The following is a 22,125-nucleotide window of genomic DNA, read 5'->3' as shown; positions in this document are numbered from 1 at the left end:
CGTCGGCGGACGGGCTCCCTTCGCCTGCTTCCGGCGCCGCGCGTGCCGGCACGTTTTCCCGGGCAGATGCATGCCCCAAATCGCCTCGACTGGAGCTGGTCTGCCGGTATCGTGATGGATGCGGTCCCGGGTGCGGACAGCGGCTTTCCTTGAGGTCTGGAGACTGAACCGATGTCCTACGATCTCACCATCATCGGCACCGGCCCCGGCGGCTATGTGTGCGCCATCCGCGCGGCCCAGCTCGGCCTGAAGGTGGCCGTGGTGGAGAAGCGCGGCACCCATGGCGGCACCTGCCTGAACGTGGGCTGCATCCCCTCCAAGGCGCTGCTGTACGCCTCCGAGCTGTTCGAGGAGGCGGGCCACAAGTTCGGCGAGATGGGCATCGGCGTCCCCGCCCCCAAGCTCGACCTTCCCGCCATGCTCGCCTTCAAGGACCGCGGCGTGGACGGCAACGTGAAGGGCGTCGAGTTCCTGCTGAAGAAGAACAAGGTCGACGTCTACATGGGCGCCGGCAAGATCCTCGGCGCCGGCAAGGTGGAAGTCACCCTGAATGCCGACGGCAAGGTCGAGGTGCTGGACACCAAGAACATCGTCATCGCCACCGGCTCGGACGTGGCGCCGCTGCCGGGCGTGGCCATCGACGAGCAGCGCATCGTCTCCTCCACCGGCGCGCTGAAGCTGCCCAAGGTGCCCGGCAAGCTGGTGGTGGTCGGCGCGGGCGTCATCGGCCTGGAGCTCGGCTCCGTGTGGCGGCGCCTCGGCGCGCAGGTCACCGTGGTGGAATTCCTCGACCGCATCCTGCCGGGCATGGACAGCGACGTGGCCAAGAGCTTCCAGCGCATCCTCGACAAGCAGGGCTTCGCCTTCAAGCTCGGCACCAAGGTCACCGGCGTCGACACCTCGGGCAAGACCCTGAAGGTCTCGGTGGAGCCCGCCGCGGGCGGTGCCGCCGAGGTGCTGGAAGCCGACGTGGTGCTGGTCGCCATCGGCCGCATCCCCTACACCGCCGGCCTCGGGCTGGAGGAGGCGGGCGTCGCCAAGGATGCGCGCGGCCGCGTGGTCACCGATCACCACTTCGCCACCAACGTGCCGGGCATCTACGCCATCGGCGATGTGATCGTCGGCCCCATGCTCGCCCACAAGGCCGAGGACGAGGGCGTGGCCCTGGCCGAGCTGCTCGCCGGCAAGGCGGGCCACGTGAACTACGACGTCATCCCCGGCGTGGTCTACACCTTCCCCGAGGTCGCCTCGGTGGGCAAGACCGAGGACGACCTGAAGGCGGCGGGCATCGCCTACAAGGTGGGCAAGTTCCCCTTCACCGCCAACGGCCGCACCAAGGTGAACAACACCACGGACGGCTTCGTGAAGATCATCGCCGACGCCGCCACCGACAAGGTGCTGGGCGCGCACATCATCGGCCCCGAGGCCGGCGAGATGATCCACGAATGCGCGGTGCTGATGGAGTTCGGCGGCTCGTCCGAGGACCTCGCCCGCACCTGCCACGCCCATCCCACCCGCTCGGAAGCGGTGAAGGAAGCGGCCATGGCCGTGGAGAAGCGCGCCATCCACATGTGAGGCCACAGGCCCATGGGCTTGCGCATAGGCCTGTGGCCAAGCCCGCGCGGCGTCTGAGCGAAGCACGCTCGGTGCCCGCGCGGCGCCTCGGGAGATCCATGAATGGCCGGTGGGGCATCCCGCCGGCCATTTCTTTTGTGCCGGTGCCACGAACAAGGCCGCGTCACAAAAAAAGACCCTCCGGCCACGACGACCGGAGGGGGATGGAGGTCCCTTGAAGATGAGAAGAGCGCGTCAGCCGCCCGTGCGGGGGGTGGGCGCGCTCGCAGTGGTGGTGGCGCCGGACGTCGGCGTGTCGGCAGAGGCATTGGTCTGCCGGGCGCATCCGGTGCCGCCCGCGAAAGCGGGCGCGGTGCCGGTGAGAAGAGCGAGGGCGCACAGGGTGAAGGCGAAGCGCTTCATGGTCCTCTCCCATCCGCACGCGGGACACCGAGCCAATTAAGCCACGGGTTGCACCGGCCGCGAACCCCTTCTTTTTCCCCAGGCCGATCACGATCGCGCGCACCCTTGAGCGCGGCCGTGAGGCGGGCGGCGGCTCAGCGTCCGGTGAGGTCGGTCACGGTCTCGATGCGCCAGCCGTCCGGGTCCCTCAGGAAGGCGGCATAATAGCCTGCCCCGTAATGGGGCCGCGGGCCCGGCGCGCCATAATCAGTGCCGCCGGCGGCAAGGCCGGCGGCGTGGAAGGCATGCACCGCCTCCACGTCCGGGGCGCAGAAGCAGATGTGCGTGCCCGCCGGCGGATCGACCGGGCCGTCCCGCAGCTGCACCCAGAAGGGCGCGGCGCCGGGCAGGCCTTCCGGTGCGGGCGTGGTGCCGGGCGGCCCCCAGCAGGCCGAGGCGCCCTCCGCCTCGGCATAGTCTGCAACCCGCACCAGGCCGAGGGGCGCGAGCACCGCGTCATAGAAGGCGATGGCGCGGGACAGGTCCACGGTGGTGAGCGACAGGTGCTCGATGACGGGGCGGACAGGGGTCATGAACGGCCTTTCTCGGGGCTGCGATGGCGCGAACGGACGCCGCAGCCATTAAAGCAGTTTCCCTTCACGCTTCCAGATATTCCCCTGAGGAAAAATCAGGCGCGTCGGCCCGTCGGTTGGGCAGGCGCCGGCGGAGCCACGCGGGCGCGGGGATGGGCGGCCCGGTAGGCGGCCATCAGGGCGGCCGTATCCACCTCGGTATAGACCTGGGTGGTGGAGAGGGAGGCGTGGCCGAGCAGCTCCTGGATGGCGCGGATCTCCCCGCCGCGGGCCAGCAGGTGGGTGGCGAAGGAGTGGCGCAGCGCGTGCGGCGTCGCCGTCTCGGACAGGCCGAGGGCGCCCCGCATGCGGGCGACGGTGAGCTGCACGATGCGGGGGGAGAGCGGCCCGCCCTTGGCGCCGCGGAAGAGCGGCGCATCCGGCGCCAGGGCCATGGGGCAGAGGGCGCGGTATTCGCTTAGGGCGGCCGACACGGGGGCGATGAGCGGCACCATGCGGGTCTTGCTGCCCTTGCCGGTCACCGTGATCTGGTCCGTCCCCTCCGGCACCGCTCGGGGGGTGAGGCCTAGGGCCTCGGAGATGCGCAGCCCCGCCCCGTAGAGCAGGGCGATCACCGCCGCGTCACGGGCGAGCACCCAGGGCTCGCGGTCCTCGCCGGCGCGGGTGGCTGGATCGGCCAGCGCCCGGGCGGCGGCGACGGAGACCGGCTTGGGCAGCCCCTTCGGCACCTTGGGCGCGCGCACGGCCGCGAGCGCGCCCACCTTGCCCTGGCCTTCCCGCTCCAGGTGGCGGGCGAAGGACCGGGCGGCGGCGAGCAGCCGCACCAGGGTGCGCGGCGCCACGCCGTCGGCGCGGCGGGCGGCGAGCACGGCGCGCACGTCCGCCGGGGCGAGGGCGGACAGGTCGGCGAGGCCGGGAACACGGCCGAGATGGTCCTTCAGGCGCAGCAGCACCACGGCAAGGTCGCGGGCATAGGCCTCCAGCGTCTTCTGGGAAAGCCGCCGCTCGTGGGCAAGGCGCGCCAGCCAGGCCTGCGCCGCCGCGCCCACGTCGGGCGCCGCCGCCGCCAGCAGCCCATGGGCGGCGCGGGCGGCCTTCTCTGCATCGGTCATGGCCATGGCAGGTCGGTCATCCGGAAAGGTTCGTCCCATGAAGCCCCGCAAGCCCTTCAGAAAGGCTGAATCGAACCCGCTCGGGAGGCCTTGCAATTGAGATATATCTAACGATATAACCATCGTCGCTATATCTTACGACATAACTTAGGAGGCAAACATGTTTGGATGCAGGCACGATCGGCGCGACTGGCGCCATGGCCCTGACGAGATGCGCCATGCCGGCGGGCCCGGCGGGCGTGGGGATTGGGGGGCTGGCGGGCCCGGCGGTGGCCGGGGCGGGCGCGGGGGTGGCGACATGTTCCGCATCGGCCGCAAGCTGGCGCAGGGAGACCTGAAGCTGCTCGCCCTCTCGCTCATCGCCGAGCAGCCGCGGCACGGCTACGAGATCATCAAGATCATGGAAGAGAAGACGGGCGGCTGGTATTCGCCGAGCCCGGGCGTGGTCTATCCCACCCTCACCTTCCTGGAGGAGGCCGGCTATGTGACCGCGGAGATGGACGGCGCGAAGAAGCGCTACGCCATCACCGAGGAGGGCCGGGCCTATCTGGAGCAGAACCGCGATTTCGCCGACGCCATCATCGGCCGGCTGTCGGAGGTCGGGCTCAAGATGGGCAGGGTGCGCAAGTGGATGGGCTGGAGCGAGAACGGCCCGAGCCACGGGGCGGAGCTGCCGCGCCTGGTGGAAGCCGCGCTCGAGAATCTGCGCGACGTGGCCCAGCAGAAGCTGGAGGCCGGCCGCAGCGCGGAGACGCGCATCGTGGAGATCCTCGCCCGCGCGGCCAATGATATCCGCGAGGCGTGAGACTTGCGCCGCCGGATGCGATCGGGCCGCGCGCCCGGTCGCCGGCCCCGGGATCAATGGGTCCGCACACCCTCCTGGGCGGCGCGGGGAATGATGGCGCCGCGGTGCAGGATCACCTCGGCCGCGAGGCGGTGGCCGGCCAGCGCCGCGTCCTCGGGCGAGGCGCCCGACAGGCGCGCGGCGAGGTAGCCGGCATTGAAGCTGTCGCCGGCGCCGGTGGTGTCCACGGGCGCCACGGTGCGTTCCACCGGCACCTCCACGGTGCGCCCCTCCGCATGGACGAGGGCGCCGGCCGCCCCGTTCTTCACCACCACCTCGCTCACCCCGTAGGTGGTGATGCGCGCGATGGTGGCGGCGGGCGAGGCGTCGCCCCACAGGGCCACCTCATCCTCGAAGGTGGGCAGGGCCATGGAGGAGCGCTTCAGCGCCTCCGCGAACACGGTGCGCGCGCGGTTGAGGTCGCCGCCCCAGCCGCGCGGCCGGAAGTTGCCGTCGAAGACACGCCAGGCGCCGGGCTGGCCCGGCGCGCCCGCGCCGGCCAGCTCCAGCGCCGCCAGGAAGCGGCCGAGGCCCTGGTTGGAATAGAGCGACAGGGTGATGCCCGAGAAATAGACCGCCCGCGCCTCCACCAGCGCCGCCGCCACCTCCTCCCAGCCCTCGGCCTCGAACAGGCTGCGGGCAGGGGAAGTGTCGCGCCAGTAATGGAAGCTGCGCTCGCCGGTATCGTCGGTGGTGATGAGGTAGAGGCCCGGCACGCGCCCCCTGGCGCGCCGCACGAGGCCCATGTCCACGCCTTCCGCCGTGCCGAGGGCGAGGATGTCGCCGGAAAAGGCATCGTCTCCCAGCGCCGTGGCGTAGGCCACATCGACGCCGGCGCGGGCGAGGTAGACCGCCGTGTTGAACGTGTCGCCGCCGAAAGAGAGGCCGAAGCGCCCATCGGAGCCGCGGGCAAGCTCCACCATCACCTCGCCCACGCAAACCACCTTCGGCACTGGCCCCTCCGCCATCTTGCGCCGCGCTGTCCGCCGCGCCCAGCTTCTACGCGTGCTCTAGCATATCCCGCCGGGGCGCGCCGATGGGCGCGCGCCGCTCATTCCAGGCGGGGCGGCGTGCCGTGGGTCCAGCTGCCGCCGGGCGCCCACGGCCCTTGCGCGCCCTGGGCCACGGCCTCGGCGGCGGCGGGGGAGCCGTAGCGGGCCCGCAGCTCGCGGGCGCGGCGGGTGTTGGCCTCGATGAGGCAGAGCGCGCGCTGCTCGAAATTGCCGATGCCGCGCGGCCCCTCGAAGGGCGCGACGCTCTGGCAGTCGAAATTGCGGAACAGCAGGAAGCGGGACTGGGATTCGTCCAGCAGCGCCTTCCATTTGGTGCGCTGGACGCCGGGCAGGTCGCTGCGCGCCTCGATGACGGTGATGGCATTCGCCAGCTCCGCCTCCAGCTCCTGCTCGGAGGTGCGGGTGTTGTCATAGAGGCAGCGGTTGTAGTCGCGGGTGGAGCGCTTGTCGCGCGGGCAGGCGGCGATGCCGTGCCAGCGCTCCGGCGGCGGCGGCGCGATCTTGCGCGCGGGGGCCGGGGAGGGCGGGGCGTCCGCCGCGACGGGCGAGACCACCGGCGCCGCTTCCGCGGCATCGGCTGCCGGCAACGGGCCCGTGCCGGGCGGGGCCGCCTCCGGGGCGGCCTCGGGCATCGGCGGGCCTGTCTCGGTCGCGGTGTCCTGCGGCACCGGCGGGCGCTCGCGCAGCAGGAGCAGGGCCGGGCCGAAGGCCAGCGCGAGCAGCGCCAGGGCGAGGCCCCGCCGCGCCATCCCCCCGCGCGGGCCCGGCCCCGCCACCGCTCAGGCGACCTTGCGGTTGGCCGAGAGGAAGTCTCCCATCCGGCCGAGGGCGGCGGCGATGTTCTCCCGCGAGGTGGCGTAGGACAGGCGCAGGTAGCCTTCCCCGTGGACGCCGAAATCCGGCCCGCCGATCACCGCCACGCCGGCGTCCTCCAGCAGCGCCGAGGCGAGCTTCTTGGCCGAGGTCCAGCCGGTGCCGGAGATGTTGGGGAAGGCGTAGAAGGCGCCCTTGGGCGTGGCGCAGGAGACGCCGGGAAGGGCGTTCAGCCCCTCCACCACGATCCGGCGGCGGGCGTCGAACTCGGCGGTCATGGCGGTGACCGCATCCTGCGGGCCCTCCAGCGCGGCGATGCCGGCATACTGGGTGGCGGCATTGACGCAGGACCAGCAGTTGACGGCGAGCTTGCGCACCTGGTCGTAGAGCACCTTCGGCCAGATGGAATAGCCGAGGCGCCAGCCGGTCATGGCGTAGGTCTTCGACCAGCCGTTGAGCAAGATCAGCCGGTCGCGGATCTCCGGATAGGCGAGCAGCGTCCTGTGCTCCTCCCCGTCGAAGACGAAGCGGTCGTAGATCTCGTCCGACATGAGGGCGACGTGCGGATGGTCGGCGAGGCCCTTCACCAGCTTGTCGATCTCGGACGCCGGGGTCACGCCGCCCGTGGGGTTGGCCGGCGAGTTGATGATGAGGAGGCGCGTCCTGGGCGTGATGAGGGAGAGCGTCTCCTCCGCCGAGAAGGCGAAGCCGTTCTCCTCGCGGATCGGCACCGGAACGGGGGTGGCGCCGGTGTGCTCGATCATCGAGCGGTAGATGGGGAAGCCGGGGTCCGGATAGAGGATCTCCGCCCCCGGCTCGCCGAACAGGCGGATGGCGGCGTACATGGTCACCTTGCCGCCGGGCACGATCATCACGAGGTCCGGGTCCACCGCCACCCCATAGCGGCGGTTGAGATCGGCCGCCACCGCCTCGCGCAGGGGCAGGATGCCGACGGACGGGGTGTAGCCGTGCTGGCCGTCGCGCAGGGCCTTGATGGCCGCCTCGACGATGTGCTCCGGCGTGCGGAAGTCCGGCTGGCCGATGCCGAGGTTGAGGATGGAGCGCCCCTCCGCCGCCAGCGCCGTCGCCCGCGCGAGCACGGCGAATGCGTTTTCCTCGCCGATGCGGTCGAAGGCGGAAACGGTGGTGAGCATGGCGGAACTCCCTGAATGATCTTGCCGGCAGCGCCGGGGCGCGACCCGGGCCGCGGCGTCTCACGCGTCGCTGGCGGGGGAGGGACTAACTAGCATCGAAGGCCGGGGGAGGGGAGTGGGCGAATGGCGGCCCGGCGCTCAGGGGACAGGGCGTGACGTGCGTACCGCGGTGCCATACTGCAGCGGGGCCGTGCGATTCGGCATCGCGCCACGGCGCGCGGGCCGGAGCCGCCGGCCGGGGGGAGACAACGGCATGCTTCCGTTTGAGGAAACCGAGATCGCCATCGTCGGGGCGGGCATCGTCGGCCTGTCGGTGGCGCATGTGCTGCGGGGGCTCGGCCTTTCCGTGCGCTGCTTCGACGCCGCGGCGGCGGGCGGAGCGCAGTCGGCCGGAGGGTCGCGGATCATGCGCGCGGCTTACAGCGACGCGCGCATGCTGTGGCTCGCCCGCAAGGCCCGCGACGGCTGGGACCGCTGGGAGGCGGCCGCCGGGCTGGCGCTGATCGACCGCACCGGCTCCTTCCTCATCGTCGAGAGGCCGCAGGATGAGCTCGCCCGGCTGGAGGGGCTCGGGCTGAAGGTGCGGGTCGTTCCGCCGGCCGAGCAGGAGGAACTGCTGCCGGTGCGCCGGCCGTGGTCGAGGCCGGTGATCCTGGAGGAGGAGGCCGGCACCATCCGGGCCCGCGCCAGCGTCGAATGGCTGAAGTCCTCCCTGGGGGAGGCGCTTCTGGAGCACACGGCGGTGCTCGGCCTCTCCCAGCGGTCGGGGCATGTGCTGGTCTCGACGCGCAAGGCCATCTACCGGGCGCGGCGCGTGCTGGTGTGCGCGGGCATGCAGACGCCGGTCATCGGCCGCCACATGGGGGTGGAGGTGCCGCAGGTCTACAGCGTCCACCAGCGCCTGCTCTTCCCGCTGAAGCCGGCCCTGCGCGAGAGGCCCATGGTCTCCTTCCGCGACAAGAGCGACCATCGCCAGGGCGTCCTCTACACCTACGGCCTGCCGGCGCTGCATGACGACCTGTTCGCGGTGGGCCTGGAGCCCAGCGACACGGACCGCAGCGGCGGCGGCCATCCCGACCAGGTGGTGGAGCACACCCTGGCGCTGGTGGAGGAGACGCTGCCGGGGCTCGACGCCTCGCGCTTCGATATCGAGTCCTGCGTCTCCACCTCGCTGGAGCACCCGGCCGATGGGGCGCCCTGGGAGTCCGAGCGGCTGGAGGTGGTGCGGCGCGGCGCCGTGGACTTCTTCGCCGGCGGGCACCTGTTCAAGTTCGCGCCGGCCCTCGGCGAGATGCTGGCAGGCATGGTGCTGGGCAGCGACGTTCCGGCCATGCTGCAGCCGGACGGGTGAGCCGGTCCGCTCCGCCTGACGGCACAGGGCGCATCCTTTCCTCGGCGTCGCCGCGGCGTGCCGCGGGCAGGGGCGCGGCAGGACCCCCCTTGAGTCACTCCCCGGGGATGCGTTCGGGCGCGCCAGTTCGCGCCCGCCAGTCTGCGCCTGCCACCGGGCGAACAGTCTTCCGGCCTGCCCTCTGCGCTCATCCGGTCCGGCGCGGCCCGCGCCGGACGCTCCCGGCCGCGGTGGCGGTCAGTGGTCCCAGGCCTGGACCATGGTCTGCTCGGCGATCCGGCCGTCCTTCAGGTTGACGATGCCGGAGCACAGCACCTTCGATCCGTTGGGATAGGCGCAGGCCTGCGTGAAGGCGATGCGGTTGCCTTCCGCGACCAGCGTGTCCACCTGGTGGGTCATGGTGCGGCCGCAGATGTCATCCCAGAAGGCGGTGATGGCGGGCCGGCCGCGGATTTCCCGCGGGTGGCTCGGAGGATTGTCCTCATCGACGATCCGCATCACCGCATCATCGGCATAGAAGCTGGCGAGGCTTCCGCCGTCGCGGGTCTCGATCGCCCGCTTGAGGTGTGCGCCGGTGACGGCTTCTGTGGTGGTGAGCATGTCACCCTCCTCCCGGTCTGAGCCCGTTGCCCCGATCCGGACGCTCCCGCGCGCCCGATGCCTTCAGTGCGAAACGGAAGGCCGTTCGCCGTGGCGGATCGGGGGGAAGAGGCAGGGGGGATCGGGAACGCATCCCGGAACGCATCCCTGGCTTTCCCGGCCGAGCCGGCAACGCCGGGGCGCCACGGCAGGATGCAGGCAAATCTAGCAGAACAGGCGCATTCCGACAATTTTCGGCGGTCGTCCGCGCCCACGGCGGCCGCCGGTAAGGCGCTGGGGATTCGCGCCGGGCAGGCGCCCCGCTCCCTCCTTCGCACGAGCCTTCAGCGCCGCGCGCCGAGCCTTTATGGTCACCTCAACAACCATCGTCGAGGAAACCTCCATGCAGCTCCCCAAGAACAGCTTCAAGCACGCCATCCATGCAGGCCGGCAGCAGATCGGTTTCTGGTGCGCCATTCCCTCCAACTACACCACCGAGATCCTGGCCACCGCCGGCTTCGACTGGCTGCTGCTCGACACCGAGCATGCCCCCAACGAGCTGCCCAACGTGCATTCCCAGCTGCAGTCGGTGGTGGGCGGCACGGCGCATCCCATCGTGCGGGTGCCGTGGAACGACAGCGTGACCCTGAAGCGCGTCCTCGACGTGGGGGCGCAGAGCGTGCTCATCCCCATGGTGCAGAGCGCGGAGGAGGCGCGCGCGGCGGTGGCGGCCACGCGCTATCCGCCGCACGGCATCCGCGGCTACGCCTCGGCCTCCCGCGCCACCCAGTTCGGCCGCATCGCCGATTATTGCACGCATTACGCGGACGAGATGTGCGTGCTGGTGCAGGTGGAGACCATCGAGGCGCTGGAGAAGGTGGAGGAGATCGCCGCCGTGCCGGGCGTGGACGGCATCTTCATCGGCCCCGGGGACCTGTCCGCCTCCATGGGCTATCTCCACCAGCCGGCCCACCCCGAGGTGGTGGCGGTGATCGAGCAGGGCATCGGCCGCATCCGCGCCGCCGGCAACCGGGCGGGCATCCTGGTGGGCGACCATGCGCTGGGCCAGCGCTACATCGCCGCCGGCTCCATCTTCACCGCGGTGGGCGTGGACGCCGCCGTCTTCGCCCGCACGGCGGATGGGATCGCGCGGCAGTACAAGGCGTGAACTGGTGCCCTGGCGGCTGGGGGAGGCTCACTCCCTCAGCAGGCGGCGGATGACCTTGCCGGTGGTGGTGAGCGGCAGCTCGTCCACGAACTGGATCTCGCGGGGATATTCGTAAGCCGCGAGGCGCGTGCGCACGAAGGCCCGGATGTCGGCCTCCAGCTCCGGCGTGGGGACGACGCCGGGCATGGGCACGATGACCGCCTTCACGATTTCCGTGCGCAGCGGGTCCTTCTTGCCCACGGCGGCGGCGATGGCCACGGCCGGATGGCGGATCAGCACATCCTCGATTTCCGCCGGGCCGATGCGGTAGCCGGCCGAGGTGATCACGTCGTCGTCGCGGCCGAGGAAGTGGAAATAGCCCTCCTCGTCCACGGTGGCGAGGTCGCCGGTGAGAAGCCAGCCGCCCTTCACCTTGTCGGCGGTGGCGTCGGCGCGGTTCCAGTAGCCGAGGAACATCACCGGATCCGGCGCGCGCACGGCGATCTGGCCCATGCGGCCGGGGGGCAGCACCTCGCCATCCTCGCCGAGCACCGCCACCTCGTGGCCGGGCACCGCCTTGCCGGTGGCGCCCGCCTTGGCCACGCCGAGGGCGGCCGAGGAGCCGATGACGTAGTTGCACTCGGTCTGGCCGTAGAACTCGTTCACCGGCACGCCGAGGGCCTCGCGCCCCCACTCGAAGGTCTCCGCCCCCAGCGCCTCGCCGGCCGAGCCCACGGTGCGCAGGTCGAAGCCGAAGCGCGCCTTCGGGTCTGGCACAGCGCGCATCATCTTGAGGGCGGTGGGGGGAATGAAGACGTTGCGGACCTGCGCCCGCGTCAGCAGGGCGAAGGCCGCCTCGGGATCGAACTTGCCACGGGGTTGCGCCACCACCGGCACGCCGAGGCACAAGGCGGGGAGGATGGTGTTGAGCAGCCCGCCGGCCCAGGCCCAGTCGGAGGGGGTCCACATGCGGTCGCCGGGGCGGCCGATGCCTTCGTGGGTGAAGGTGACGCCGCTCACGTGCGGCAGCAGCACCCGATGGCCGTGCAGCGCGCCCTTGGGCTGGCCGGTGGTGCCGGAGGTGTAGATCATCAGCGCCGGGTCGTCCGGGCCGGAGGCGATCTCCAGCGGCCGGTCGGAGGCGGCGTCCAGAAGGGCGGAGAAGGCGAGGGCCCCGTCGCGCGCGCCCTCCACATTGATGAGGAGGGAGAGGGCCTCCGGCCGCTCGACCAGCTTGGCGAGGCCGGCGTCGTCCGTCACCAGCGCCCTGGCGCCGGAATCCGTGAGCCGCCAGGCGATGGCGTCCACGCCGAAGGCGCCGGCCAGCGGCACCGCGATGGCCCCCACCTTGTAGACGGCGAGATGGGTGACGAGCACTTCCAGCGACTGGGGCAGGAGGATGCCGACCCGGTCCCCCGGCCCGACACCCTGGGCGATGAGCGCATGGGCGAAGCGGTTGGAGAGGGCGGACAGCGTGCCGTAGGAGACAGGACGGAAGCCCTCGCCCTCGGGCAGGAACAGGGCGTCGCGCCCGGGCGTGCGGGCGGCGATGGCGTCGCAGGCGTGCACCGCCATGTTGTAGCGGGCGGGAATGTCCCAGCTGAACGCGCGGCGCCGGCGCTCATATTCACTGCTGTGCGCCAACATGATACCGACCCGACCCTTCTGCCCCGCATGCTGCGGCGCACGCTACAGGGTTGCGGCAGCGCGGTGCAAGAGGGTCGTTAGCCGGAACAGGCCCGGTCGGGAGGCCGGCGGGGCCTCAGCGCCCGCTCTTGTCCGGCTCGGCGAGGACCAGGGCCCAGTAGACCTTGTACTTGGAATTGGGCGCATTGGCCGTGGCGATGCCGACGCGGGTCACGCCCGGCTCCAGCATGTTCTTGTTGTGCGAGGGGGAATCCCGCCAGCCGGAGAACGCCTCGGCCAGGGTGTGATAGCCGGCGCCCACGTTCTCCACCGCCTTGGAGGCATCGTAGCCGGAGGCTTTCATGCGGCTCATGAAGCCGCGGCCGCCCACCTCGTGGGAGAGGTTGTCGGCGCGGGCCATGGCGTTGGCCTGGTCCTGGGCGATCTTGTTCAACTGCTCGTCCACCGCCACGGCGGAGAGGCCGCGTGCGGTGCGATAATCGGTGAGGATGGAGGCGGCGGCTGCCGCGTCCACCGGCTTACCGGTCTTGGCGAGGTTCGTGTAGAAGGCCGGCTGGCTGTCCAGCTGGGTGTCGGTGGTGCCGCAGCCGGCGAGGAACAGCACAAGACCGAGCCCGGCACCGGTGAGGAGGGAACGGCGGAGGATCGGGTGGCGCATGGCTCGGTTCCGGCAGCTTCCGGGGCTCCCCGCCCCGGGATGAGGCATCGCGGGGCGCACGGCCCCGCGGTCAGCACGCCTTGTGCGGCCGGCCTGGTTGAGGAAGCGTTAGCGTCCCCGGCGCGGCCCGCCGATCACTGGAGCGGGTCGGGCGGCGCGGGCGGGGGCGGCACCATGTCGTGCGGGGCGCGGGCGAGCGCCGCCCAAGGCTGGGCGGTGAGGCCGATGCCGGACTTTCGGAAGCGCGCCAGCACCTGGAAATGCAGGTCGCTCTTCACCGTCAGGGCGTAGTCCACGTTCGCCACCACGCAGCGCAGCTCGAACATGAGGCCGGCATCGGCGAACTTGGTGAGGAACACCCGCGGCGGCGGGGTCTGCAGCACCTGCGGATGGTCGCAGGCGCAGGACACCAGGATGTCGCGCACGTCCTCCGGATCGGAATCGTAGGACACGGTAACGGACACGATGATGCGCCCGGTGGTGTTGGAGTGCGTCCAGTTCTTCACCATGCCGGTGATAAGGTCGGAATTGGGCACGATCACCGTGGCGCGCTCGAAGGTCTCGATCTCGGTGGAGCGCACCGAGATGCGCCGCACGTAGCCTTCCTCGCCCTTCACGTTAATGGTGTCGCCCACCCGGATCGGCCGCTCGGCGAGCAGGATGAGGCCGGACACGAAGTTGGACACGATGGACTGGAGGCCGAAGCCGATACCCACCGAGAGGGCGCCGGCGACGAGGGCGATGTTCTCCAGGTTGAGGCCCACCTCGCTCATGGAGATCATGATGGCGATGATGGTGCCCACATAGCCCACGATGGTGGCGATGGAGGACTGGAGCGAGGGCTCCAGCCCGGAGCGCGGCAGCAGCGAGGTGGAGATCCAGCGCTGGAAGGCGCGGGCCAGCACCAGGCTCACCAGCAGCAGCGCCACCGCGTAGAACACGCTCCACAGGGTGATGGTGGCGGTGCCGATGCGCACGCCGAACGAGGCCCGTTCCACCGTGTCCATCACGTCGGCGGTGGAGGCGCCCCAGCTGCCGACGATGAGGAAGGCCGCCACCACGAACAGCAGGACCTTCAGAAGGCCCGACACCACGACGCCGATGAGCTCGAGGCTGGTGGGCTTGAGGCCCAGCGTCTTGGACAGGGCGCGGGCGCGGTGGGTGTCCGCCGACAGGCCCTCGGCGAAGAAGGCGTCGATGAGGGCGTAGAGCAGGTAGAGGCCGCCGAGCACGGCCGCCGCCACCACCATGCGGGCGGCCACGAAGGCGGCGAAGCTGATGTAGCCCGTGACCAGCGCCACGATCAGCAGCGTGACGGCGATCCACACCACGAAGCGCAGCCAGGCGCGCCCTTCCAGCCCGCCCACGGCCGCGGCGTCGCCTTCCGTCGCCTTGCCGTCCGCCTTGGCCTCGCCCTCCGCCTGTTCCTCGGTGCCGGCGAGGTTCACGAGGAAGCGGGCGATGAAGCCCGCGATCAGCAGCGCCATGACCGCGCTGGTGATGACGGTGAGGCCCAGCGGCGCGAACAGCACCTTGTGCAGGGCATTGAGGAAGGCGGCGATGGCCAGCGTCCACACCGCGAACGAGAAGTAACGGTAGGCGATCACCGCCTCGCGGTCGGAGACTGGCGGCAGGCGGCGCCAGGGCTCGCCGGGGGCCAGCATGGCCCGGCCCATGGCATTGCCGATGGCCTTGATGAAGATGGCCACCACCAGCCCGTGCAGCAGCTCCTGGGCGCGGGGCGGCACCACCTCGAAGCCGCCGATGAAGGCGAGGGCGGCCATGGCGGCGGCGGGGGCGACGAGGGCGTTGAGGAAGGCGACCTTCAGCGCCTCGCGGGCGGAGCGCAGCCGGCCGAAGCTCTCGCCGTTCGCCGGGGGCGGCGTGCGCAGGCGGCGGCGCAGGAAGCGCCCGCCCGCAACCACGGCCACGACGATGGCGGCGGCGCCGAAGAGGATGCCCAGCATCGCCCACGGACCCTGCCGGCGCAGGGCGAAGCCCGACCAGTCGCTGAGAAAGAAGCTGATGGCGCGCGTCTCGGTGGAGACGGCGGTGACGGCGTTCTTCCACAGGTCCGGGTCGAGGATCGAATCGGAGCGCTCGAACAGCTGGCCGGTGAAAAGGGCGCGGCGACGGGCGCTGATGCGGTCGGAGATCTGCTCGGCACGCAGCAGCAGGGCGCGGTTCTGCTTCAGCACGCCCTCGTATTCGGCGGCGAGCTTGGTGAGGCGCTCGCGGTCGGCGGTGAGGGTGGGGTCCTCGGTGGCGCCATCGGCGGGCTTGGCGCCGAGGCCGCTGAGGCGGCTCTGCGCGTCGATCACGCGCGGCGCCACCTGCTCGGTGACCTGGAGCAGGTCGCGGCGGGTGGGGTCGAGCCGCTGGCGCAATTCGTCGAGATCGCCGGGGCGGAGCCCCTCCACGGCGAGGGCGGCGTCGATGCCTTCGAGGGCGACGCGAGCGGCGTCCATCTTCTCGCGACCGGTGGTCAAGGCGGGGTCGGCCGGCAAGGGGGGGACGGCGCGAGGGGCTTCCGCTGGCGCCGAGGCCGCCGCCGGGGCGGAAGGTGCCGGAGCGGAAGGCGCCTGCTGCGCGGCGGGCGTGGCCGGCGATTGCGGGGGCGCTGCGGCCGGCTGCTGTTGCTGCTGCGCGGCCGGTGGCTGCTGCGCCCCGGCGGGCACCGCCGGCAAAAGGAAGAGGACGAGCGCGGCCATGGTGGCCGCGGGCTTCATCAATCGCATATGGGACCTCCGCGGCGGCGTTCCTGTCGCCCGAAGGCGGCATCCTCGTGGCGGATCGGCATGAAACATGGGCCGCGTCCGCTCCCGCCGGCACAAGCTGCCGGCGCGGCGGACCGGTTTCCCGTCAGGGCCGGACCCGCCCCGCATCGAATCATCTCAAGCGATGCGAGTGCCAAATCCGTATCCGTTCAACAGCTTAGAGAGCAAGCCCCCACCCGGACGGAAGCAAAATCCGCTTCCATCCGCCGGGATCGCGCTCTAGTCTCCCCTCGCTTCGCGGCCGCGAGGAGGGGCGCCAGAAAACGCAGGGTCCGATCGGATCATGGGTTGTCTTGCTTCACGTTGAGAGGGATTCACCGGGCAGATTGATGCAATTCGCCCGGATCGCGCTCCAAGGTGTCGCGTGGTTGCGCCTTCTTCACGTGAGCCGGGATCTGCTTCGCGCGCACGCGCTCTCATTTGGCCGCCGCCGGCCCACTGCTGCCGAACGGCGAGGGGTTTCCTTGATGACCGGTGCGGTTCCCGTCAAGCCCACGTTCGCCGCTGCGGTGGTCGATCCCGTCGCCTTCGCCGCCGAGCTGATCCGCGCGCCCTCGGTGACGCCGCGGGCCGCCGATGCCCTGGAGCTGGTGGCCCGCCGGCTGGAGGCGGCCGGCTATCGCGTGGAGCGGCTCACCTTCGCCACCGGCGGCGTGCCCATTCCCAATCTCTATGCCCGCATCGGCACCGAGGGGCCGAACCTGTGCTTCGCCGGCCATGTGGACGTGGTGCCGGAGGGCGATGCCGCCCTGTGGGCGCACGGCCCCTTCGCCGGCACCATCGCGGACGGCATGCTCCATGGCCGCGGAGCGGTGGACATGAAGGGGGCGGTGGCCGCCTTCCTCGCCGCGGCGCTGAAGGCCGGGCAGCCCGCGAAGGGCAGCCTCTCCTTCCTCATCACCGGCGACGAGGAGGGCCCCGCCCTCGACGGCACGGTGAAGGTGGTGGAGTGGCTGAAGGCGAAGGGCGAGAAGATCGATCATTGCGTCCTCGGCGAGCCCACCAACCCGGTCGCGCTGGGCGACGCGTTCAAGGTGGGGCGGCGCGGCAGCCTCTCCGGCATCCTGACGGTGACGGGGATGCAGGGGCACGTGGCCTATCCCCATCTGGCGGACAATCCGATTCCCCGCCTCGTGGCGCTGGTGGCGGCGCTCACCGCCGCGCCGCTGGACGAGGGCTCGGACTTCTTCCCCCCGTCCAACCTCGAGGTGGTGTCGGTGGATGTGGGCAACCCCGTGTTCAACCTCATCCCCGGCAAGGCGGAGGCGCGCTTCAACGTGCGCTTCAACGACCTCTTCAGCCTGGAAAGCCTGAAGGCGGAGATCGTCCGCCGGCTCGATTCGGCGGGCGTCGCCTATGCGCTCGACTTCCAGCCGGGGGCGAGCCAGAGCTTCCTCACCGCGCCCGGCCCCTTCACCGAGCTGGTGGCCGACGCCGTGGAGGCGGAGACCGGCCGCCGGCCGGAGCCCTCCACCTCCGGCGGCACCTCGGATGCGCGCTTCATCAAGGACATCTGCCCGGTGGTGGAGTTCGGCCTCGTGGGCCAGACCATGCACAAGGTGGATGAGGCCACCCCGGTCGCCGACCTGGAGGCGCTCACCCGCATCTATGAGCGCATCATCGCCCGCTATTTCGCGGCCTTCGCCTGAGCCGGACCCCCACATGATCTCCTCCGAGCAGCTGACCCGCCTCGACGTGGGCGGACGCGACATCGCCGTGCGTTCCCTGGCCGGGCGCGCGCCGGGCCTGTTCTGGCTCGGCGGCTTCAAGTCCGACATGACGGGCACCAAGGCCGAGCGCCTCGCCCAGTGGGCGGTGGAGCGCGGCCACGCCAACGTGCGCTTCGACTATTCCGGCCACGGTGTCTCGGGCGGTGCCTTCGAGGACGGCACCATCTCGCGATGGCTGGAGGAGGCGGCGGCGGTGTTCGACCGCAAGACCACGGGCGAGCAGGTGGTCATCGGCTCGTCCATGGGCGGGTGGATGGCGCTGCTGCTGGCCCGCCTGCTGGCCGCGCGGGGCGAGAAGCGCCTGCGGGGGCTGGTGCTGGTGGCGCCGGCGCCCGACTTCACCGAGGCGCTCATGTGGGAGCGATTCCCCCCGCCGGTGCGCCAGCTGATCGAGACCACGGGGCAGTTCCTGAAGCCCACCCTCTATGGCGAGGACCCCTATGTGATCACCCGCGCCCTGATCGAGGACGGGCGCCGGCACCTGTTGCTCGGCGCGCCGTTCGCGGTGGGCTGCCCGGTGCGCATCCTGCAGGGGGCGCGCGACGAGGACGTGCCGTGGGAACATGCCATGCGGCTGGTGAGCTGCCTCGCCGAGGACGACGTGGTGTTCACCCTCGTCAAGGATGGAGACCACCGCCTCTCCCGCCCCGAGGACCTGGAGCGGCTGGTGGAGGCCGTGGCGCAGCTGGCGTGAGGGGGCCGCGGCACGCGCTCCCCTCTCCCCGTCGGGGGAGGGCTTGGGGGTGAGGGGATGCGATGATGAGACGCCACCCTCGTGCCCCGGCCGACTGGAGCGAGAAGCGGAAGGAGAGCCGGGGCCCAGCGCAAGGGTGCGCGGCAGGCGGCTTCATCGGCGAACGCGGCGGATATTGCCTGCCGCGCGGGATTTTCCACTCACGCCCGGATCGGCGCTCCACCTGCGGTGTCGCTTGTTCGGGGCATGGGGTTCGCCCTCCAGCCCGCGCAGACGACGAAAACCCGCGGGCGTTGCCACCCGCGGGCGAAAATCATCCGAACCTTGAGTCGAAGGCTCAGGCGGCCGGAGCGGCCTCGGCCTTGAGGACGGCCTTGGCGATCTGGCGCTTCAGCTCGAGGGCGACGGGAGACAGCTCCTCGTCGCGGGCCTTCTTGAGGAAGGCGTCGAGGCCACCGCGGTGATCCACGCTCTTGAGCGCGTTGGCGCTCACGCGCAGGCGCACGGAACGCTTCAGCGTCTCGCTCTCAAGCGTGACGTTGCACAGGTTCGGCAGGAACCGGCGCTTGGTCTTGCGGTTCGAGTGGCTCACGAGGTTGCCGCTCAGAACCCCCTTGCCGGTCAGGTCACACCGCCGGGACATGGCGAAAGTCCTTTTTTCTTCGTATGGCGCGGGGAGCGCCATCGGGGCCAGACGACCCTCGTGCACTCACCCGCTCTATCGGGAAGCGGCTCCTATAGAGGCAGAGGCCTTCAAGGTCAAGGCACGGGGCATCGCCTCACCCCGGCATCAGCACGCCCTTGCCCTTCTGCACCACGCCGGCGATGAAGTCCGCCGCCACCCGGATGCGGGCGAGGTCGCGGGTGTCGGCGTGGGTGAGCAGCCAGAAGGTGCGCGTCAGCCCCACCTCGCCGGGGAGGATGGGCACCAGCGCGTCCGGCCCCTCCCCGGCGAACAGGTCCGCCATGAAGCAGGGCAGGACGCACACGCCCGCCCCGGCGCGGGTCGCGGTCATCTGGGCGATGAGGCTGGAGCTCTTCAGCCGCACCCTGATGTCCTTCGCCACCAGGGGCACGTAGTCGAGCTCCGGCGCGTAGATCAGGTCGTCCACGTAGCCGATGAAGGCGTGGCGGGCGAGCGCGGAGCGGCTGTCGATGCCGCCGTGGGCCTCCAGATAGGCGCGCGCGGCATAGAGCCCGAGCCGGTAGTCCGTGAGCTTGCGGGCGACCAGCCGCCCCTCCTTCGGCCGGGAGAGGGAGATGGCGATGTCCGCCTCGCGCTTCGACAGGGAGAACAGGCGCGGCATGGCGAGGAGCTGGATATCCAGCTCGGGGTGCAGGTCGGCCAGCGCGCCGATGCGCGGGGCGAGGAAATAGCTGCCGAAGCCGTCCGGCGCGCCGATCCGCACGGTGCCGGCGACGCCCAGGTCCGCCCCGCCGATCTCGCCCTGGGCGGCCAGCGCCAGGCTCTCCATGCCCTCGGCCGCCGCCATCAGGCGCTCGCCCGCCGCGGTGAGGCCGTAGCCGTGGGGGTGGCGGTCGAACAGCTTGGCGCCCAGCGCCACCTCGAGCGCGGCGATCCGCCGGCTCACGGTGGAATGCTCCACCTTGAGGCGCGCCGCCGCCACCGTGAGGCGGCCGGCGCGCGCCACGGCGAGAAAGAACCTCAAGTCCGACCACTCGAAATCGCTCGCGCGCACGGCTCGCCTTCATGTGAAATGGCGCACATCATTCGTGCAGAGATTGCCGTGGCCGTGCAGAAAAAGATACGGCAATGTGCCGGCCAACCAACGGTGCCTCTGCTGCACCGCAGAACCCACTCGGGAGGAGACGCATCATGCGCGAGATCGGTCATTTCATCGGCGGCAAGCACGTGCCCGGCACGTCCGGCCGCACCGCGGACGTCTACCAGCCCATGACCGGCGAGGTGATCGCCCATGTGGCGCTCGCCTCCAAGGACGAGCTCGCCGCCGCCGTGGCCAACGCCAAGGCTGCCCAGCCCGCCTGGGCCGCCACCAATCCGCAGCGCCGCGCCCGCGTGCTGATGAAGTTCCTCGAGCTGGTGCACCGCGACTACGACCTGCTCGCCGACCTGCTGGCCCGCGAGCACGGCAAGACCGTGCCCGACGCCCGCGGCGACATCCAGCGCGGCCTGGAGGTGGTCGAGTTCGCCATCGGCATCCCGCACCTGCTGAAGGGCGACTTCACCGACGGCGCCGGCCCGGGCATCGACATCTATTCCATGCGCCAGCCGCTGGGCGTGGTGGCCGGCATCACCCCGTTCAACTTCCCGGCCATGATCCCCATGTGGAAGTTCGGCCCGGCCATCGCCTGCGGCAACGCCTTCATCCTGAAGCCGTCCGAGCGCGATCCCGGCGTGCCCATGCACCTGGCCGAGCTGATGCTCGAGGCCGGCCTGCCCCCGGGCATCCTCAATGTGGTGAACGGCGACAAGGAGGCGGTGGACGGTCTTCTCGACGATCCGGACGTGCAGGCCATCGGCTTCGTCGGCTCCTCCGCCATCGCCCAGTACATCTATGCCCGCGGCGCGGCCAACGGGAAGCGGATCCAGGGCTTCGGCGGCGCCAAGAACCACATGATCATCATGCCCGACGCGGACATGGACCAGGCCGTGGACGCCCTGATCGGCGCCGGCTACGGCTCGGCGGGCGAGCGCTGCATGGCCATCTCCGTGGCCGTGCCGGTGGGCCCCGAGGCGGCCGACCGGCTGCTGGAGAAGCTGGTGCCGCGCGTCGAGAACCTGAAGATCGGCCCGTCCACCGACGGCTCCGCCGACTTCGGCCCCCTCGTCACCCGCGAGGCCATGGAGCGGGTGAAGGGCTATGTGGACCTGGGCGTCCAGGAAGGCGCCAAGCTGCTGGTGGATGGCCGCAACTTCAAGCTCCAGGGCTATGAGAACGGCTTCTATGTGGGCGGCTGCCTGTTCGATCACGTGACCGCCGACATGCGCATCTACAAGGAGGAGATCTTCGGACCCGTCCTCTCCGTGGTGCGCGCGCCCGACTACAAGGAGGCCCTGCGCCTGCCCACCGAGCACGAATACGGCAACGGCGTCGCCATCTTCACCCGCGACGGCGACGCGGCGCGCGACTTCGCCTCCAAGGTGAACGTGGGCATGGTGGGCATCAACGTGCCGATCCCGGTGCCGCTCGCCTACCACACCTTCGGCGGCTGGAAGCGCTCCGGCTTCGGCGACCTGAACCAGCATGGCCCGGACGGCGTGCGCTTCTACACCAAGACCAAGACCGTCACCTCCCGCTGGCCCTCGGGCATCAAGGACGGCGCGGACTTCGTCATCCCCACCATGGGGTGAGGCGGCGCTCCTCCTTGTACGGACGCGATCGTGCTATCATTTCTGATAGCACGATCGATATCGCAAGGAGGCGACGATGGCCCAGGTTCTGGTGCGCAACATTCCCGAGGAGACACTCAACGTCTACCGGGAGCGGGCGAAAAGGAACGGCATCTCGCTGGAGCAGGAAATCCGCAACCTGCTTGAGAAGAACCGGCCCTACACGCCGGAAGAGCGGGTGGCGGTGTCGCGCTATTTCCGCTCCCGCACCAAGCCCTCGCCGGCGTTGACCCTTGATGAAATTCGCGAGGGATCGAAATGAGCCGTTTCGTGGTGGATGCCTCCATCGCGCTGAAATGGTTCTTCGATGAGGGAGATCAGCTTGAGGCGGACGCCCTTGTGGCATCCGGCTCCGCGCTCATAGCTCCGCTGCTCATTCAGACGGAAGTCGCCAATGCCTTATGGAAGAAACGGCGGATAGGAGCGGTGACGATGACGGAAGCGATCGACATCTGCGCGCAGTTGCCGCCCTTCTTCCAACGGCTGTTTCCGGTCGAGCCCCTGCTTCCTGCCGCCATCGAACTGTCGTTCAGGCTCGACCACGCGATCTACGACTGCATCTACCTCAGCCTCGCCCGCGAAACGGATTGCCCGTTCCTGACCGCAGACGGCCGCCTCGCCCGCAAGACGGCGGGCCAGACGGACCTTCCCCCGATCCTCCCCCTCTCCTCCTGGCGCTCCTGA

Annotated in this window: 21 protein-coding genes; 9 read left to right on the top strand and 12 right to left on the bottom strand. The window is 70.7% G+C overall.

What is annotated here, in order from left to right; genetic code table 11:
* Positions 1 to 171: 171 nt before the first annotated feature.
* Complete coding sequence (lpdA, locus tag V5F59_RS20865) at positions 172 to 1,575, top strand: dihydrolipoyl dehydrogenase (protein WP_393982714.1); 1,404 nt, start codon at positions 172 to 174, stop codon at positions 1,573 to 1,575.
* 234 nt (positions 1,576 to 1,809) lie between these two features.
* Here the strand turns inward: lpdA and V5F59_RS20860 are convergent, their stop codons facing one another.
* From V5F59_RS20860 to V5F59_RS20850, 3 genes are all read right to left on the bottom strand, one after another.
* A complete protein-coding gene (locus V5F59_RS20860; protein ID WP_393982713.1) occupies positions 1,810 to 1,977 on the bottom strand; it encodes a hypothetical protein in 168 nt (55 codons plus the stop codon).
* Between the two features lie 134 nt (positions 1,978 to 2,111).
* The gene (locus V5F59_RS20855) at positions 2,112 to 2,549 is read right to left on the bottom strand and encodes a VOC family protein (protein ID WP_393982712.1); all 438 of its coding nucleotides are present in this window, start codon (positions 2,547 to 2,549) and stop codon (positions 2,112 to 2,114) included.
* A gap of 95 nt (positions 2,550 to 2,644) precedes the next feature.
* Complete coding sequence (locus V5F59_RS20850; protein ID WP_393982711.1) at positions 2,645 to 3,667, bottom strand: tyrosine recombinase XerC; 1,023 nt, start codon at positions 3,665 to 3,667, stop codon at positions 2,645 to 2,647.
* Between the two features lie 292 nt (positions 3,668 to 3,959).
* On the opposite strand from V5F59_RS20850, the gene V5F59_RS20845 reads away from it, so the two are divergent.
* Complete coding sequence (locus tag V5F59_RS20845) at positions 3,960 to 4,466, top strand: PadR family transcriptional regulator (protein ID WP_393982710.1); 507 nt, start codon at positions 3,960 to 3,962, stop codon at positions 4,464 to 4,466.
* 53 nt (positions 4,467 to 4,519) lie between these two features.
* Here V5F59_RS20845 and V5F59_RS20840 read toward each other — a convergent pair whose 3' ends face one another.
* From V5F59_RS20840 to V5F59_RS20830, 3 genes are all read right to left on the bottom strand, one after another.
* Positions 4,520 to 5,458, bottom strand: a complete 939-nt coding sequence (locus V5F59_RS20840) for a sugar kinase (protein ID WP_393982709.1) — start codon at positions 5,456 to 5,458, stop codon at positions 4,520 to 4,522.
* Between the two features lie 98 nt (positions 5,459 to 5,556).
* Positions 5,557 to 6,267, bottom strand: a complete 711-nt coding sequence (locus tag V5F59_RS20835; RefSeq protein WP_393982708.1) for a lysozyme inhibitor LprI family protein — start codon at positions 6,265 to 6,267, stop codon at positions 5,557 to 5,559.
* Between the two features lie 30 nt (positions 6,268 to 6,297).
* Entirely contained in the window at positions 6,298 to 7,485 is a 1,188-nt protein-coding gene (locus V5F59_RS20830) for a pyridoxal phosphate-dependent aminotransferase (RefSeq protein ID WP_393982707.1), read from the bottom strand.
* A gap of 253 nt (positions 7,486 to 7,738) precedes the next feature.
* Between V5F59_RS20830 and V5F59_RS20825 the strand changes: the two genes are divergently transcribed.
* A complete protein-coding gene (locus tag V5F59_RS20825) occupies positions 7,739 to 8,836 on the top strand; it encodes an NAD(P)/FAD-dependent oxidoreductase (RefSeq protein ID WP_393982706.1) in 1,098 nt (365 codons plus the stop codon).
* A gap of 237 nt (positions 8,837 to 9,073) precedes the next feature.
* Here the strand turns inward: V5F59_RS20825 and V5F59_RS20820 are convergent, their stop codons facing one another.
* Positions 9,074 to 9,436 carry a nuclear transport factor 2 family protein gene (locus V5F59_RS20820; RefSeq protein ID WP_393982705.1) on the bottom strand — a complete coding sequence of 121 codons (363 nt, stop codon included), beginning with the start codon at positions 9,434 to 9,436 and terminating at the stop codon, positions 9,074 to 9,076.
* Between the two features lie 382 nt (positions 9,437 to 9,818).
* Here V5F59_RS20820 and V5F59_RS20815 point away from each other — a divergent pair, with 382 nt between their 5' ends.
* On the top strand, positions 9,819 to 10,583 hold the full coding sequence (locus V5F59_RS20815) for an aldolase/citrate lyase family protein (protein WP_393982704.1): 765 nt from the start codon (positions 9,819 to 9,821) through the stop codon (positions 10,581 to 10,583).
* 27 nt (positions 10,584 to 10,610) lie between these two features.
* Here the strand turns inward: V5F59_RS20815 and V5F59_RS20810 are convergent, their stop codons facing one another.
* The 3 genes from V5F59_RS20810 to V5F59_RS20800 form a co-directional block, all read right to left on the bottom strand.
* A complete protein-coding gene (locus V5F59_RS20810) occupies positions 10,611 to 12,209 on the bottom strand; it encodes an AMP-binding protein (protein WP_393982703.1) in 1,599 nt (532 codons plus the stop codon).
* Between the two features lie 115 nt (positions 12,210 to 12,324).
* Complete coding sequence (locus V5F59_RS20805) at positions 12,325 to 12,867, bottom strand: CAP domain-containing protein (RefSeq protein ID WP_393982702.1); 543 nt, start codon at positions 12,865 to 12,867, stop codon at positions 12,325 to 12,327.
* 134 nt (positions 12,868 to 13,001) lie between these two features.
* The gene (locus V5F59_RS20800; RefSeq protein ID WP_393982701.1) at positions 13,002 to 15,335 is read right to left on the bottom strand and encodes a DUF3772 domain-containing protein; all 2,334 of its coding nucleotides are present in this window, start codon (positions 15,333 to 15,335) and stop codon (positions 13,002 to 13,004) included.
* A gap of 776 nt (positions 15,336 to 16,111) precedes the next feature.
* Here V5F59_RS20800 and dapE point away from each other — a divergent pair.
* Positions 16,112 to 17,293, top strand: coding sequence for a succinyl-diaminopimelate desuccinylase (dapE, locus tag V5F59_RS20795; RefSeq protein WP_393982700.1), 1,182 nt, complete (start codon positions 16,112 to 16,114; stop codon positions 17,291 to 17,293).
* A 13-nt stretch (positions 17,294 to 17,306) separates the two neighbouring features.
* Complete coding sequence (locus V5F59_RS20790; protein ID WP_393982699.1) at positions 17,307 to 18,068, top strand: alpha/beta hydrolase; 762 nt, start codon at positions 17,307 to 17,309, stop codon at positions 18,066 to 18,068.
* A 337-nt stretch (positions 18,069 to 18,405) separates the two neighbouring features.
* Here V5F59_RS20790 and rpmB read toward each other — a convergent pair whose 3' ends face one another.
* Together rpmB and V5F59_RS20780 are read right to left on the bottom strand one after the other, a co-directional pair.
* Positions 18,406 to 18,711 (bottom strand): 50S ribosomal protein L28, encoded by a 306-nt coding sequence (gene rpmB, locus V5F59_RS20785; RefSeq protein WP_393982698.1) that lies wholly within the window; start codon positions 18,709 to 18,711, stop codon positions 18,406 to 18,408.
* A gap of 136 nt (positions 18,712 to 18,847) precedes the next feature.
* Complete coding sequence (locus tag V5F59_RS20780; RefSeq protein ID WP_393982697.1) at positions 18,848 to 19,768, bottom strand: LysR family transcriptional regulator; 921 nt, start codon at positions 19,766 to 19,768, stop codon at positions 18,848 to 18,850.
* A gap of 137 nt (positions 19,769 to 19,905) precedes the next feature.
* Here V5F59_RS20780 and V5F59_RS20775 point away from each other — a divergent pair, with 137 nt between their 5' ends.
* The 3 genes from V5F59_RS20775 (at position 19,906) to V5F59_RS20765 (ending at position 22,125) form a co-directional block, all read left to right on the top strand.
* Positions 19,906 to 21,402 carry a CoA-acylating methylmalonate-semialdehyde dehydrogenase gene (locus V5F59_RS20775; RefSeq protein WP_393982696.1) on the top strand — a complete coding sequence of 499 codons (1,497 nt, stop codon included), beginning with the start codon at positions 19,906 to 19,908 and terminating at the stop codon, positions 21,400 to 21,402.
* 76 nt (positions 21,403 to 21,478) lie between these two features.
* A complete protein-coding gene (locus V5F59_RS20770) occupies positions 21,479 to 21,703 on the top strand; it encodes a FitA-like ribbon-helix-helix domain-containing protein (protein ID WP_393982695.1) in 225 nt (74 codons plus the stop codon).
* The gene (locus V5F59_RS20765) at positions 21,700 to 22,125 is read left to right on the top strand and encodes a type II toxin-antitoxin system VapC family toxin (protein ID WP_393982694.1); all 426 of its coding nucleotides are present in this window, start codon (positions 21,700 to 21,702) and stop codon (positions 22,123 to 22,125) included. Before V5F59_RS20770 ends, V5F59_RS20765 begins: the two co-directional genes overlap by 4 nt.

The organism is Xanthobacter nonsaccharivorans (genome assembly GCF_043194755.2).
GTDB lineage: Bacteria > Pseudomonadota > Alphaproteobacteria > Rhizobiales > Xanthobacteraceae > Xanthobacter > Xanthobacter autotrophicus_G.
Note: the sequence above shows the minus strand (reverse complement) of the source record. Positions and strands in the feature narration are given on the sequence as shown.

Coding starts and splice junctions, on each gene's coding strand:
- V5F59_RS20850 (WP_393982711.1), bottom strand. CDS start 3,667: ATGGCCATGACCGATGCAGAGAAGGCCGCCCGCGCCGCCCATGGGCTG.
- V5F59_RS20820 (WP_393982705.1), bottom strand. CDS start 9,436: ATGCTCACCACCACAGAAGCCGTCACCGGCGCACACCTCAAGCGGGCG.
- V5F59_RS20790 (WP_393982699.1), top strand. CDS start 17,307: ATGATCTCCTCCGAGCAGCTGACCCGCCTCGACGTGGGCGGACGCGAC.
- V5F59_RS20860 (WP_393982713.1), bottom strand. CDS start 1,977: ATGAAGCGCTTCGCCTTCACCCTGTGCGCCCTCGCTCTTCTCACCGGC.
- lpdA (WP_393982714.1), top strand. CDS start 172: ATGTCCTACGATCTCACCATCATCGGCACCGGCCCCGGCGGCTATGTG.
- V5F59_RS20770 (WP_393982695.1), top strand. CDS start 21,479: ATGGCCCAGGTTCTGGTGCGCAACATTCCCGAGGAGACACTCAACGTC.
- rpmB (WP_393982698.1), bottom strand. CDS start 18,711: ATGTCCCGGCGGTGTGACCTGACCGGCAAGGGGGTTCTGAGCGGCAAC.
- V5F59_RS20845 (WP_393982710.1), top strand. CDS start 3,960: ATGTTCCGCATCGGCCGCAAGCTGGCGCAGGGAGACCTGAAGCTGCTC.
- V5F59_RS20800 (WP_393982701.1), bottom strand. CDS start 15,335: ATGGACGCCGCTCGCGTCGCCCTCGAAGGCATCGACGCCGCCCTCGCC.
- V5F59_RS20765 (WP_393982694.1), top strand. CDS start 21,700: ATGAGCCGTTTCGTGGTGGATGCCTCCATCGCGCTGAAATGGTTCTTC.
- V5F59_RS20855 (WP_393982712.1), bottom strand. CDS start 2,549: ATGACCCCTGTCCGCCCCGTCATCGAGCACCTGTCGCTCACCACCGTG.
- V5F59_RS20835 (WP_393982708.1), bottom strand. CDS start 6,267: ATGGCGCGGCGGGGCCTCGCCCTGGCGCTGCTCGCGCTGGCCTTCGGC.
- V5F59_RS20830 (WP_393982707.1), bottom strand. CDS start 7,485: ATGCTCACCACCGTTTCCGCCTTCGACCGCATCGGCGAGGAAAACGCA.
- V5F59_RS20825 (WP_393982706.1), top strand. CDS start 7,739: ATGCTTCCGTTTGAGGAAACCGAGATCGCCATCGTCGGGGCGGGCATC.
- V5F59_RS20775 (WP_393982696.1), top strand. CDS start 19,906: ATGCGCGAGATCGGTCATTTCATCGGCGGCAAGCACGTGCCCGGCACG.
- V5F59_RS20810 (WP_393982703.1), bottom strand. CDS start 12,209: ATGTTGGCGCACAGCAGTGAATATGAGCGCCGGCGCCGCGCGTTCAGC.
- V5F59_RS20805 (WP_393982702.1), bottom strand. CDS start 12,867: ATGCGCCACCCGATCCTCCGCCGTTCCCTCCTCACCGGTGCCGGGCTC.
- dapE (WP_393982700.1), top strand. CDS start 16,112: ATGACCGGTGCGGTTCCCGTCAAGCCCACGTTCGCCGCTGCGGTGGTC.
- V5F59_RS20815 (WP_393982704.1), top strand. CDS start 9,819: ATGCAGCTCCCCAAGAACAGCTTCAAGCACGCCATCCATGCAGGCCGG.